Below are 12,920 nucleotides of genomic sequence, written 5' to 3'. Positions count from 1 at the left end.
AGACCTACGCGAAAAGAGGACGAAATCCCTTGGACGGCCGAGATGCGGTCCTTTTCGCTGGAAAAAAGAGAATTGTCGCACCAGGTCATCTGAAATTTCCGCAGCAAACGGTACATTTTCAGACAACCTGATGAGAGCAGTGCTTACCTCAGGAAGACAGGTAAGAGGAACGGGTCAGGCCCAGACGCAGGGCATCGAGGAACTGGGTGCGCTCGCTGGCACTGATGCGGGCATTGGCGCACTTGTCGCGGTAGTGAGTCATCAGCTCTTCCGGCGACAGATGCACGTAACGCAGCATGTCTTCGATAGTGTCGTGGGTCTCGATACCTGCGTGGTACACGCTGCCGTCGGCGTTCTGATAGATGTTCACCGAGTCGGTGTCACCGAACAGGTTGTGCATGTCGCCGAGAATTTCCTGGTAGGCGCCGACCAGGAACACGCCCAGCAGGTAGTCCTCACCTTCGTTCAGGGCGTGCACCGGCAGGCTGGTTTCAATGCTCTGCTCGTCGACGTACTGGTTGATCTTGCCGTCGGAATCGCAGGTCAGGTCCTGCAGTACCGCGCGACGCAGGGGCTCTTCGTCCAGGCGGTGCAGCGGGATGATCGGCAGTACCTGGTCGATGGCCCAGGTGTCCGGCAGGCTCTGGAATACCGAGAAGTTGCAGATGTACTTGTCGGCCAGCTTGTCGTTGAGCTCGTCGAGCACCTGGCGATGGGAACGCTGACGTGCCTTCAACGAGTTGTGCAGGCGACGGCATACGGCGAAGTAGCATTGCTCGGCCAGGGCTTTTTCGGCCAGGGTCAGTTTGCCGTCAGCGTACTGGGCGGCGACATCGCTCATGTAGTGCGTGGCGCGCCAGTAGGTTTCGGTGACCATCTCGATGTCGGTCGGGCCCAGCAGGTCCACCAGCCACTGCACGGTTTCCGGCAGCGCTTCCTTGTTCTCGATCTGTGGCACGTCGTCGTTGTGTTTCTCGACGTCGGTTACCTGGATCACCAGCATGGCGTGGTGGGCGGTCAGGGAGCGGCCGCTTTCGGAGAAGATGTTCGGGTGCGGCAGGCTCTGCGCGTCGCAGAATTCCTTGAGCATCCCGACCACGACACCGGCGTAATCGTCCATGTCGTAGTTGATCGAGCTGGCGTTACGCGAGTGCGTACCGTCGTAGTCCACGCCCAGGCCACCGCCGACGTCGATGTGATCCACGGGCAAGCCGAGGTTGCGCAACTCGCCGTAGTAACGGATCGCTTCCTTGAAGCCATGCTGGTAGTCAGCCAGGTTGGCGATCTGCGAACCCATGTGGAAGTGCAACAGGCGGATGCCCTGGTCCAGGCCCGCCGCGCGGAAACGCTCGACCACCGACAGCAATTGCGCCGCCGACAGGCCGAACTTGGATTTCTCGCCACCGGTGTCTGCCCACTTGGACGAGGCCAGGGAAGACAGGCGCACCCGCAGGCCGACCTGTGGCTTGACCTTGAGCGAGGCGGCTTCTTCGATCACCAGGCCGACTTCGGATTCTTTCTCGATCACGATGAACACGTTGTGGCCAAGCTTCTGGCCCATCAGCGCCAGACGGATGAACTCGCGGTCCTTGTAGCCGTTGCAGACGATGGTGCCGCCCTTCGGCGCCAGCGCCAGCACCGCCAGCAGCTCTGGCTTGGAGCCGGCTTCCAGGCCAATGGAGACGTTCTGGGTGGCAATGATGTTCTCGATCACCGCTTCTTGCTGGTTCACTTTGATCGGGTACAGCGCGGTGTACTTGCTCTGATATTCCAGGCGCTCGATGTTGGCGTCGAACGCACCGGTCAGCTGACGCACGCGGTCTTGCAGGATGTCCGGGAAACGAACCAGCAATGGCAAGGACAGGCCGCTCTTGCGCAACTGGTCGACTTGCTCGAACAGATCGATCGGTGAACTGCTCGGACCGTTGGGACGAACTTCGACGCGACCGGCGTCATTGATCGCGAAATACCCGGCCCCCCAATGGCGAATCCCGTAAACACTGCGGCTGTCCGCAACTGTCCATTGGCTGCCATCGTCTTTGCGTGTGCGTCGTACGGACATTGAAGTCCCCTATAAAGAAGTCATAGTGCGTCGCCTGGATGCAGGCCGGCGCAGTCTAAAGAATGATAATGACGGTTCGTCAACGAAGGGATAGACCTCGCCGACCGCAGTGAGTTTAGAAACCGGTCATGAACAGGCTCTGTGAAAACCATGGTGACGACGCCAGGCCTGCTGGTAGGCAGGTCTGGATCATGCCGCAGGTGGTTTTCACAGAGGCTGCTAGCCGCCGGACTTCTTCGCCTTGAAACCGTGCTTGATCAGTTCAGCCAAGAGTAGCTCGACATGATCGCCCTGGATTTCAATGATCCCGTCTTTCAACGCCCCACCGGTACCACAGCGTTTTTTCAACGTTGTAGCCAGCTCCTTGAGTGCGTCTTCGGCCAAGGGCACGCCGGTGATGGTGGTCACCGTCTTGCCGCCACGGCCCTTGTTTTCGCGACGCACGCGAGCGATGCCGTCGCCGGCCGGGATAACGGTCTGTTTGCAGATGCAGGCGTCCACCGGTTTACTGCATTCCGGGCAATGACGACCTGCGTCGGTGGAAAATACCAGGCCACCAAGGGCGGCGAAGGATGCGGCTTTTTTGGCCACCGGCAATCCTCTTGGGAGGACAAAGACTGGTCGCGGCAACCTGGGCAGGTGCCATCGACCGCGAAGCCCCACTCAGGCAGGGGCAGCGCTACTGAAACGGTACAACATTCATTTCACTGTAGGAGCGAGCATGCTCGCGATGGACGTCAACGATGACGCGGGGCATCAGGCGGCCCGTGTCGATCTTGCGTTTTTCGCGAGCATGCTCGCTCCTACAGGAACAGCAATGCCGTTACAGTTTGAAAAGGTCGCGCAGTGTAACGGCAAAAACGCCGATTGCTAAGAGCCAATCGGCGCCAATTCATACCTCTTTTGCGACGTCTTCGCCGCGGGCACGAAGATAACGCTTCAATGCCGCCAAAGAGTCCGGGCAGTAAGGCTTTTGCTCGATATCCCGGAGCACTTCCTCAATGGGTATGAAGCGCGCTTCCAGCACCTCTTCCGGCTGCAGGATCAGCGGGCCGTCCCACACCGCCGAAAACGCCGAACACCAGAGGCGATTGCCGGTGTCCTCGAAGAAAAAGTGGTCATGAACGGTCAACTCCACCCCGCTCACCCCCAGCTCCTCTTCCAGCTCACGGGCGGCCGACTCGGCATAGGTTTCGCTGGCAAGCACCATGCCGCCCGCCGCCACGTCCCAATAACCCGGATAGATCGCCTTGCTCAGGGTGCGCCGGTGTACGCAAAGCTCACCGGCGGAATTGAACAACATAATGTAGGTACCGCGCCCGATCAGCCCGCGCTCGCGCAAGTCGGATCGGACCAGGGCGCCGAGCAAATTGTCCTGCTCGTCGACCCAGGCGATCTGTTCGGCATCCGAGGCCGCCCGATGGGCGGCTTCGCGCAGGTTATCGATGGAGCTATCGGCCATGGTTCAGCCCTGATTCAGCAATTGACGCAAATCGATCACGGCGGCGTTGGCCCGGGAGATGTAGTTGGCCATCACCAGCGAGTGGTTGGCCAGCACGCCGAAACCGCTGCCATTGAGGATCATCGGGCTCCAGACCGCTTCCTGCGACGCTTCCAGTTCACGAATGATCTGGCGCACGCTGACCGTGGCGTTCTTCTTGGCCAGCACATCGGCGAAGTCCACTTCGATGGCGCGCAGCAAATGCGACAACGCCCAGGCCTGGCCTCGGGCTTCGTAGAACACATTGTCGATCTGCAGCCATGGGGTTTCGACGATCTCTTCATCGACCTGCGGCACCTGCCCGGGGGCCACCACTTCGGTTTTCAGCGCAGTGTTGAGCTTGACCCGGCCAACGCTGGCCGACAGTCGTTGTGACAGCGAACCCAGACGGGTACCGACATCACCCAGCCAGTTGTTCAGGTTATCGGCACGGGCAAAGAACAGCGCGCTCTTCTGGTTCGGGTCGGACAGGCGAGTCTGATAGCGGGTCAGGGAGTTGATGCCTTCCTGGAACTCAGACTCACTGGAGGGCAGCACCCAGCTCTTATTGTCGAAGTTGAAGCGCGGCTCGGCCTTGGCCAGGTCTGCGTCTTCGGTGGACTGCGATTGCGAGCGGGCGAAGTCTTTACGCAGCGCACGGCTCAGATCGCGCACCTGCACCAGCACGCCATATTCCCAGCTCGGCATGTTGTCCATCCACAGGCCAGGCGGCAGGCGGTCGTTGGAAATATAGCCGCCGGGCTTGTTCAGCAAGGTACCGGCGACACTCTTGAGGGTTTCCACCGTGGTGTAGCCGACCACCATCTGCTTGCCGTCCCGTTCGGCGGCCAGCTGCGCATTCTGCTGCACCGGAAACAGATCAGGTTCCGCGCTCCAGTACCAACCCAGAGCAATCGTCACCAGCAGGTAGAGGCCAATCAGCGTGGCCAACGCCCGGCTGAACACCAGGCCGCCCAGATAACTGCGGGTAGCCGACTTCGGTTCAGCGGCACGTTCAGGCGCGCTACCGGCGCGGTTCTTCCAGTCCAGCATGGCGATATCCTTTCAATTACTTGAGTTCATCGATTCGACCACAACCATACAACAACGTGCCTTTGCCCGGCACCCGCCGTTCGCTTTACAGCGAAATTTATCCATTACCTCTAAGGGAATCCCTTACCCCGCCAAGGCTGAAAATAGGTTGGTGCCGCAGATTATTAACCTACAACACTCATGTAACGGAAAAGAGATGCTAGCATAGAGCCACCAGTCGACCTCAGCGTACCCCCTAACCAGTAGTCAGGATATGACCGAGCCAGAAGACCCCAGCCGCGAGCGCCTCAAGCACCACTTTGCCCAGCGGGTAATTCATCAAGCACGTCAGGTTCTTGAGATATGGCAGCGCCTGCAGCGCACTGAATGGTCGACCCAGGAACTGGCGGAACTGAGCGAGGCCAACCTGCGCCTGCTGCGTTTCGCCGAACGCTTTGAACAACCGGAACACACGCAACTGGCGCGTCACATCGGCCAGTCCCTGGAGGCCGTCGACGCCAATCGCGGACGCCTCAGCAGCGGCCTCATCAGCGACCTCAACCGGTTGATGCAACGCCTGTCCCGCACCGGCCTGCGCCATGGCGATCAGCTCGACCAAACGTTCCTGCCGCCCTTGCGCAAACCGATCTATGTGATGCTGCAGGAGCATGACCGTGCCGAGCGACTGGCCAAGCAGCTGGAGTTTTTCGGGCTCAGCGCCCAGGCCCTGGAGAGTGTGCCGGCATTCCGCTCCTCAATGGTCGAGCGCCTGCCGGCAGCCATCGTCATGGACGTGGACTTCTGCGGCCCTGGCGTCGGCTTGAAACTGGCAGCCGAAGCCCAGGAAGGTCTCGACCAGCGTTTGCCGCTGCTGTTTTTCAGCCTGCATGAAACCGACACCCCGACCCGCCTCGCCGCCGTGCGCGCCGGCGGCCAGGAATTCCTCACCGGCACCCTTGAAGCGTCGAACCTGCTGGAAAAAATCGAAGTCCTGACCTGCGTCGCCCAGTACGAGCCCTATAAAGTGCTGGTCATTGACGACTCGCGCGCCCAGGCCTTGCACACCGAGCGCCTGCTCAACAGCGCGGGGATCATTACCCGGACCCTGATCGAGCCGATCCAGGCCATGGCCGAGCTGGCGGACTTTCAACCGGACCTGATTATCCTCGACATGTACATGCCGGCCTGCACCGGTACGGAACTGGCCAAGGTGATCCGTCATAACGACCGCTATGTCAGCGTGCCGATCATTTACCTGTCAGCCGAGGACGACCTCGACAAGCAACTCGACGCCATGAGCGAGGGCGGCGACGACTTCCTGACCAAACCCATCAAGCCCCGGCACCTGATCACCACCGTACGCAACAGGGCGGCACGGGCACGCAACCTCAAGGCGCGAATGGTGCGCGACAGCCTCACCGGCCTGTACAACCACACGCACATCCTGCAATTGCTCGAAGACTGCAGCTTTCGCGCTCGCCGCGAGGGCAAGCCGCTGAGCTTTGCGATGCTCGACATCGACCACTTCAAGCGCGTCAACGACATCCACGGCCACCCCATGGGCGACCGGGTGATCAAGAGCCTGGCGCTGTTCCTCAAGCAGCGTTTGCGCAAGACCGATTTCATCGGCCGCTACGGAGGCGAAGAGTTCGCCATTGTCATGCCCGACACCGACCTCGAAGCGGCTGTCAAGGTGCTCGATGAAATCCGCCAGCGTTTTGCCGAGATTCATTATCCCGCGCAGCCCCAGGATCTCTGGTGCACGTTCAGCGCCGGGGTGGTGGACCTCTGCGAACACTCCGACAGCCTGTTGATGGCCAGCCAGGCGGACGAGGCGCTGTACCGTGCCAAAGGCGCGGGACGCAATCGGGTGCAGGCCGCCCGGACATCAAAGCAAAGTGCCACTTTTTCATCTGAAGAGACCGATACAGTCATAACCCTGTAACAGAAACGCAATAACTTCAGGCACTTACCATTCTTCCGTTGGTAGTCCGTGATGCGCCTGAAACTGCTGACCAATCTCAATACCCTTCTTTTAGTTGCCGTGTGCGTGGCCCTTGGCGCCACACTCTGGTGGTCGCAAAAAGCCCTCGAACGCCCCTATCTGTTAATGGAGCGCTATCTGGGGTTGTCCCAGCAGTTCCAGAATGACGTGGCGCGCAACATCGAGGATTACCTCGCCAGCGGCGATGCGCTACGCTTGAGCAGCGCCAGCCAGGCCATCGACAAACTGCACAAGGAACTCGGCGAGTTGCCACCGGCCCTGGCTGAAACCTTGCGCCCGAGCCTGACGAACCTGGACGAATTCAGCAAAACCGATCTGCTGGCCGCCGGCAAACTCGCGGGCGACCCACAGGCCCTGCTCCTGCAAGCCGAACGAGAGCTGGGCGCCAGCCTTGATCAACTCAGCCAGTACGCCAGTGGCAACGCGAGCTACCTGACCCCGCTACTCACCGCCTCCCAGCACCTGGGCAAGCTGTCACTGGCCCGGGACAAACTGGTCAGCAGCGGCCGCAGCGAACTGGCCGCCGATGTCGAGCGCGAAGTCACCAATATCCGCAGCCAGGCCGAACAGCTGGAAGCTCTGCCGTTATTGGGCGTGGCGGCCAGCGGTGAATCGAACACAGATGATTTCGCCGCGATGATGGGCCTGGAGAACACCGAGAAAGCCGCCGCCGAAGATGCCGGCGTCGGTTTCAAGCGTGAGCTCAACAGCCTGCTCGGCCGCTACCCGGCGGAGCTGGCGCGCACTCGCGAGCAAATCCACAAACGCGCCGAACTCAGTGCCGCGACGCACCTGAAAATCGCCGCCGTGCAACAAGCCATCGCCGGACTGGAACCGGTAGTCCGCGCCCAGCACGGGCAGATCCAGAGTGAAGTCCGAATGATGCAAGGGCTGATGATCGGCTTGATTCTGTTGATCGCCCTGCTGATCGACACCCTGCAACGACGCCTGGCCCGGACCCTGACCAACCTCGCTCCGGCCTTGTCGACCTGGGCAGAAGGCGACTTCAGCCGGGACATCCAACTGGGCAACACCAACCGCGAACTGCATGATATCGAAGCCTCGCTCAACCGCTTGCGCGCCTATCTGGTGGACCTGGTGGGGACCATTCGCCTCAATGCCGAACAGGTCGCCGGCAGCAGTCGAACCCTGGCCGAGCTGAGCAATGACCTGCACAGCGGCGCCGAACACCAGGCCGGTGACACGGCAATGATCCGCGACTCCCTCGGCGAACTGGAAGCGACCATCCAGCAAGTCGCTGGCGACGCCAGCCAGGCCGCCGACGCCAGTCGCCATGCCGGCCAGGCGGTCGAACACGGCCAGAGAGTCATTGGCCTGAGTCTTACCGGCCTGCATGCGCTGGTGGGAGAAGTGCAAGGCAATGCGCAGATGATCGAGCACCTGGCCGAAGAGTCGGCGACCATCGGTGGCGTGCTGACGGTGATCCGCTCGATTGCCGACCAGACGAACCTGCTGGCCTTGAACGCCGCCATCGAAGCGGCTCGGGCCGGGGAAATGGGCCGCGGCTTTGCCGTAGTGGCCGAAGAAGTGCGCTCGCTGGCACAACGCACCGCCGGGGCCACGGCCGAGATCCAGACCCTGATCGCCGGCCTGCAAACCGCGGCGCGCCAGTCGGTCGAAGGCATGCGCGCCCAAGTCGAACACGCCGAAGCCACCGCCAACCAGGCGCAGGCGGCGGACGGTGCGCTGGATAAAATCGTCGGAGCGATCCAGACCATTTCCGACACCGCGGTACGCATCGCCGATGTCACCGCCCAGCAGAGCGGCGCCGTGAGTGAAATCCGCGATCACAGTGAGCGTATTCACCAGCTGGGTGGGGATAACTTGCTGCGTATCGGCCAGGGGCGTGAGCAAGGGGAGAATTTGTTGGTGTTGGGCGGGAGACTGCATACCGCCGTCCAGGCCTTCCGCGTCTGACCGCCCCCCTCTGAGCATTCCCACGCTCTGCGTGGGAATGCAGCCCGGGACGCTCCGCGTCCCAAAAGCGGACGCAGAGCGTCCATTGAGGCATTCCCACGCAGAGCGTGGGAACGATCACCCTATCTCGCGCACTCGGCTATCATCCCCCCAATTCCGATACGCGAGATCGCCATGCGCCGTTTGCTTTGCCTGCTGCTTTTAGTACTCGCCCTGCCGGCCACCGCCGCCGGGTTGCTGGAGAGTCGCCCCAGTTCGACCCTGGGCTCGATCAACAACAGCGCCGACTTCCTGCCGGTGCGCGAAGCCTTTCAGTTGAGCCTGGTAGAAAGCACGCCGCAATCGATCAAACTGCGCTTCGTCGCCGCCGAGGGTTATTACCTTTACCGGCATCGCTTGCAGTTCCGCGCCGATCCGGCCGACGTCACCCTCGGCCCGGCGCAATTGCCCAAGGGCGAACAAAAGCACGATGAGTACTTCGGCGATGTCGAGGTTTACCACGGCGTGCTCGATGTAGAACTGCCGCGCACCGATCAACGCGCCTTCACGCTGGTCGTGACCTACCAGGGCTGCGCCGACAAAGGCCTGTGCTATCCACCGGAAACCGAGCGCCTGGGCATCGATAGCAACGGCCCGACGACAACCCATGCCTGGAACTGGCGCGAACTGGTGCTGTTTTTCCTCGCCGGCCTGGGCCTGACCTTCACCCCGTGCGTGCTGCCAATGTTGCCGATCCTTTCCGGCGTGGTGTTGCGAGGCCAGGTCGGCGGCTGGCGTGGTTTCAATCTTTCGTTGGCCTATGTGCTGCCGATGGCCGCCTGTTTCGCATTGCTGGGCGCGTTAATGGGCCTGTTCGGCGCCCAACTCAATCTGCAGGCGCGCCTGCAATCGGCCTGGGTGCTGGTGCCGTTCGCGATGTTTTTTGCGTTGTTTGCCCTGGCGATGTTTGGCGTCTTCGAACTCAAATTGCCGCACGCCATCAGCAGTCGGCTGGACCGCATTGCCGGCCGCACCCATGGCGGCTCGCTGTGGGGCGCCGCGGTATTGGGCGTGGTTTCCAGCCTGCTGGTTTCGCCCTGCGTCTCGGCACCGCTGGCCGGTGCTCTGCTGTACATCAGCGCCAGCGGCGATGCACTGGGCGGTGGCCTGAAACTGTTCATGCTCGGCCTGGGCATGGGTGCACCGCTGTTACTGGTGGCCACCGGCGGTGCCGCCTGGTTGCCGAAAAGCGGACCGTGGCTGATCTACGTGAAAAACGCGATTGGCGTGTTGTTGCTGGGCTTGGCGATCGCCTTGCTCAGCCGGGTGCTGCCGGGGCAGATCACCTTGCTGCTGATCGGCCTGCTGACCGCTGGCGTCGGCTTGTTCCTGGGAGCACTGGAGTTCGTCTACAAACCGCCGCGAAAACGCCTGGGCCAATTGGTCGGGATGTTCCTGCTGTTTTATGCGCTGGCCTGTTGGTACGGCGCATTCAGCGGCCAGACCGATCCGTTCAACCCGATCGGTCAGCCGCCCATGGTGGCGGGCAACAAGCCAACGCAAAACCCCAGCGCCTGGCAAATCGTCAGCACCCCGGCAGACCTCGACCGTGTGCTCGCCGAAGCCCGGGCGTCCGGCACCCCGCTGTTGCTCGACTGGTACGCCGACTGGTGCATCAGCTGCAAAGTCATCGAACACCAAGTGCTTGACGCAGCAATCGTCGTCGAACGCCTCAAGGGCTATCGGCTGATCCGCTTCGACATCACCGCCAGTAACGCCGAACAACGCGCCCTACTCGACCGCTACAGACTGTTTGGCCCTCCAGCATTGATGTTTTTCGGCAAGGACGGCGTCGAACGCGTCGATTTGCGGGTCATTGGCGAGATCAATGCCAAGGACTTCGCCGAACGTGTCGACAAAGCGAATGACCGGATTTAATCAGGCGGTCATATATTTCGCGCAAACATCGGTCATCGTGCTGGCTATTGCAGAGAACTGGACAGTCACAAAGGCTTTGCGGCATAGTCGCCGGGTTCTGACAAATGCACACGGATAACCAAGGAACAGCCGATGGCAACGCTACTCGTATTGCATGGACCCAACCTGAACTTGCTCGGCACCCGCGAACCGGGCACCTATGGCGCCACGACGCTGGCGCAGATCAACCAGGACCTGGAACGCCGCGCCCGTGAAGCCGGCCACCATTTGCTGCACCTGCAAAGCAATGCCGAGTACGAATTGATCGACCGCATCCATGCCGCCCGCAGCGAAGGCGTGGACTTCATTCTGATCAACCCAGCAGCTTTTACGCATACAAGTGTCGCATTACGTGACGCGCTGCTGGCGGTGAGCATCCCATTCATCGAAGTGCATTTGTCTAACGTGCACAAACGCGAACCTTTCCGCCATCACTCTTACTTCTCCGACGTAGCGGTGGGAGTGATCTGCGGCCTTGGCGCCAGCGGTTACCGACTGGCCCTGGAGGCCGCCCTAGAGCAGCTTGAAACACAGGCAACAGCTTGAACAACAAGCGTTAAACGCCCCTGACCGACCCTTGGGAGTTGATGATTCATGGATATCCGTAAAGTTAAGAAACTGATCGAATTGCTGGAAGAGTCCGGCATCGACGAGCTCGAGATCAAGGAAGGCGAAGAGTCCGTACGCATCAGCCGTCATAGCAAGACCCCGGCTCAGCAGTACTACGCACCGGCTCCTATGCCTGCTCCGGCTGCCGCGCCTGTCGCTGCCGCCGCTCCGGCTGCCGCTGCTGCACCTGCCGCTCCGGCCGCCCCCGTGCTGAACGGCACCGTTGCCCGTTCGCCGATGGTCGGTACGTTCTATCGCAAGTCTTCGCCAGCCTCGCCGTCCTTCGTGGAAGTCGGCCAGACCGTGAAGAAAGGCGACACCCTGTGCATCGTTGAAGCCATGAAGATGATGAACCACATCGAAGCTGAAACCAGCGGTGTGATCGAATCCATCCTCGTCGAAGACGGCCAGCCGGTTGAGTACGACCAACCGCTGTTCACCATCGTTTGAACCGCGGAGAGCCTTTGATGACTGCGAAGTTGGAAAAAGTTCTGATCGCTAACCGCGGTGAGATCGCCCTGCGGATTCTGCGTGCCTGCAAAGAGATGGGCATCAAGACCGTCGCCGTTTACTCCAAGGCTGACAAGGAGCTGATGCACCTGGGTCTGGCAGACGAGTCCGTCTGCATCGGTCCGGCATCCGCTGCCCAGTCCTACCTGCACATCCCGGCCATCATCGCGGCCGCTGAAGTGACTGGCGCTACCGCCATTCACCCAGGCTACGGTTTCCTCGCGGAAAACGCCGACTTCGCCGAACAGGTCGAAAACTCCGGCTTCGCCTTCATCGGCCCGAAAGCCGAAACCATTCGCCTGATGGGTGACAAGGTATCGGCCAAGCACGCGATGATCGAAGCGGGCGTGCCAACCGTTCCGGGCTCCGACGGCCCACTGCCGGAAGACGAAGAAACGGCGCTGCGCATCGGTCGTGAAGTCGGCTATCCGGTGATCATCAAAGCTGCTGGCGGCGGCGGTGGTCGCGGCATGCGCGTGGTACATAAAGAAGAAGACCTGATCTCCTTCGCCAAACTGACCCGCACCGAAGCAGGCGCGGCGTTCGGCAACCCGATGGTCTATCTGGAAAAATTCCTGACCAACCCGCGCCACGTGGAAGTCCAGGTACTGTCCGATGGCCAGGGCCAAGCTATCCATCTGGGCGACCGCGACTGCTCGCTGCAACGCCGTCACCAGAAAGTTCTCGAAGAAGCGCCGGCACCGGGCATCGACGAGAACGCACGTGAGGAAGTACTCGCACGCTGCGTCAAGGCTTGCATCGATATCGGTTACCGCGGCGCAGGCACTTTCGAGTTCCTGTACGAGAACGGTCGCTTCTACTTCATCGAGATGAACACTCGTGTCCAGGTAGAGCACCCGGTTTCGGAAATGGTCACCGGCATCGACATCGTCAAGGAGATGCTCAGCATCGCCGCCGGCAACAAGCTGTCGTTCACCCAGGATGACGTAGTCATCCGCGGTCACGCGCTGGAATGCCGGATCAACGCCGAAGACCCGAAAACCTTCATGCCAAGCCCAGGCACGGTCAAGCATTTCCACGCTCCAGGCGGCAACGGCGTTCGCGTCGATTCGCACCTGTACAGTGGTTATGCCGTTCCGCCGAACTACGATTCGTTGATCGGCAAGCTGATCACCTACGGCGCAACCCGTGACGAAGCCATGGCGCGCATGCGCAATGCGCTGGACGAGATCGTGGTCGACGGGATCAAGACCAACATCCCGCTGCACCGTGATCTGACTCGCGATGAAGGCTTCTGCAAAGGGGGCGTGAACATTCACTACCTCGAGCACAAGCTGGCTGGCGAGAAGCACTAAGCTTCGACCCGA

The 12,920-nt window shown here is 61.0% G+C and carries 11 protein-coding genes; 7 read left to right on the top strand and 4 right to left on the bottom strand.

Annotation, left to right across the window (positions count from 1 at the left end; translation table 11 throughout):
- Positions 1–148: 148 nt before the first annotated feature.
- Together speA and ACA058_RS03025 are read right to left on the bottom strand one after the other, a co-directional pair.
- A complete protein-coding gene (speA, locus tag ACA058_RS03030) occupies positions 149–2,062 on the bottom strand; it encodes an arginine decarboxylase (RefSeq protein WP_103397199.1) in 1,914 nt (637 codons plus the stop codon).
- 219 nt (positions 2,063–2,281) lie between these two features.
- On the bottom strand, positions 2,282–2,653 hold the full coding sequence (locus ACA058_RS03025; protein ID WP_497637787.1) for a translation initiation factor Sui1: 372 nt from the start codon (positions 2,651–2,653) through the stop codon (positions 2,282–2,284).
- Between the two features lie 130 nt (positions 2,654–2,783).
- Between ACA058_RS03025 and ACA058_RS03020 the strand changes: the two genes are divergently transcribed.
- Positions 2,784–2,936, top strand: coding sequence for a hypothetical protein (locus ACA058_RS03020; RefSeq protein WP_497637786.1), 153 nt, complete (start codon positions 2,784–2,786; stop codon positions 2,934–2,936).
- A gap of 18 nt (positions 2,937–2,954) precedes the next feature.
- Here the strand turns inward: ACA058_RS03020 and ACA058_RS03015 are convergent, their stop codons facing one another.
- Both ACA058_RS03015 and ACA058_RS03010 read right to left on the bottom strand, forming a co-directional pair.
- Entirely contained in the window at positions 2,955–3,524 is a 570-nt protein-coding gene (locus ACA058_RS03015) for an NUDIX hydrolase (protein WP_497637785.1), read from the bottom strand.
- A 3-nt stretch (positions 3,525–3,527) separates the two neighbouring features.
- Entirely contained in the window at positions 3,528–4,595 is a 1,068-nt protein-coding gene (locus ACA058_RS03010; protein ID WP_497637784.1) for a DUF2333 family protein, read from the bottom strand.
- Positions 4,596–4,848: 253 nt separating this feature from the next.
- Between ACA058_RS03010 and ACA058_RS03005 the strand changes: the two genes are divergently transcribed.
- From ACA058_RS03005 to accC, 6 genes are all read left to right on the top strand, one after another.
- On the top strand, positions 4,849–6,519 hold the full coding sequence (locus ACA058_RS03005) for a diguanylate cyclase (RefSeq protein ID WP_497637783.1): 1,671 nt from the start codon (positions 4,849–4,851) through the stop codon (positions 6,517–6,519).
- Positions 6,520–6,570: 51 nt separating this feature from the next.
- Positions 6,571–8,517 carry a methyl-accepting chemotaxis protein gene (locus ACA058_RS03000; protein ID WP_497637782.1) on the top strand — a complete coding sequence of 649 codons (1,947 nt, stop codon included), beginning with the start codon at positions 6,571–6,573 and terminating at the stop codon, positions 8,515–8,517.
- A gap of 174 nt (positions 8,518–8,691) precedes the next feature.
- Positions 8,692–10,434, top strand: a complete 1,743-nt coding sequence (locus tag ACA058_RS02995; protein WP_497637781.1) for a protein-disulfide reductase DsbD — start codon at positions 8,692–8,694, stop codon at positions 10,432–10,434.
- Between the two features lie 132 nt (positions 10,435–10,566).
- Entirely contained in the window at positions 10,567–11,019 is a 453-nt protein-coding gene (aroQ, locus tag ACA058_RS02990; protein WP_497637780.1) for a type II 3-dehydroquinate dehydratase, read from the top strand.
- Positions 11,020–11,067: 48 nt separating this feature from the next.
- Positions 11,068–11,532, top strand: coding sequence for an acetyl-CoA carboxylase biotin carboxyl carrier protein (gene accB, locus ACA058_RS02985; RefSeq protein ID WP_497637779.1), 465 nt, complete (start codon positions 11,068–11,070; stop codon positions 11,530–11,532).
- A gap of 17 nt (positions 11,533–11,549) precedes the next feature.
- The gene (gene accC, locus ACA058_RS02980; RefSeq protein WP_497637778.1) at positions 11,550–12,908 is read left to right on the top strand and encodes an acetyl-CoA carboxylase biotin carboxylase subunit; all 1,359 of its coding nucleotides are present in this window, start codon (positions 11,550–11,552) and stop codon (positions 12,906–12,908) included.
- Positions 12,909–12,920: the final 12 nt, after the last annotated feature.

It is taken from the genome of Pseudomonas sp. LBUM1649 (assembly GCF_059716155.1).
The sequence above is the reverse complement of the archived record's forward strand: the minus strand, read 5'-3'. Positions and strand labels throughout refer to the sequence as shown.

What these genes read in the sequence shown, in the direction of transcription:
- speA (WP_103397199.1), bottom strand. Translation starts at nt 2,062, where the DNA reads ATGTCCGTACGACGCACACGCAAAGACGATGGCAGCCAATGGACAGTT.
- ACA058_RS03020 (WP_497637786.1), top strand. Translation starts at nt 2,784, where the DNA reads ATGCTCGCGATGGACGTCAACGATGACGCGGGGCATCAGGCGGCCCGT.
- ACA058_RS03015 (WP_497637785.1), bottom strand. Translation starts at nt 3,524, where the DNA reads ATGGCCGATAGCTCCATCGATAACCTGCGCGAAGCCGCCCATCGGGCG.
- ACA058_RS03010 (WP_497637784.1), bottom strand. Translation starts at nt 4,595, where the DNA reads ATGCTGGACTGGAAGAACCGCGCCGGTAGCGCGCCTGAACGTGCCGCT.
- ACA058_RS03005 (WP_497637783.1), top strand. Translation starts at nt 4,849, where the DNA reads ATGACCGAGCCAGAAGACCCCAGCCGCGAGCGCCTCAAGCACCACTTT.
- ACA058_RS03000 (WP_497637782.1), top strand. Translation starts at nt 6,571, where the DNA reads ATGCGCCTGAAACTGCTGACCAATCTCAATACCCTTCTTTTAGTTGCC.
- ACA058_RS02995 (WP_497637781.1), top strand. Translation starts at nt 8,692, where the DNA reads ATGCGCCGTTTGCTTTGCCTGCTGCTTTTAGTACTCGCCCTGCCGGCC.
- aroQ (WP_497637780.1), top strand. Translation starts at nt 10,567, where the DNA reads ATGGCAACGCTACTCGTATTGCATGGACCCAACCTGAACTTGCTCGGC.
- accB (WP_497637779.1), top strand. Translation starts at nt 11,068, where the DNA reads ATGGATATCCGTAAAGTTAAGAAACTGATCGAATTGCTGGAAGAGTCC.
- accC (WP_497637778.1), top strand. Translation starts at nt 11,550, where the DNA reads ATGACTGCGAAGTTGGAAAAAGTTCTGATCGCTAACCGCGGTGAGATC.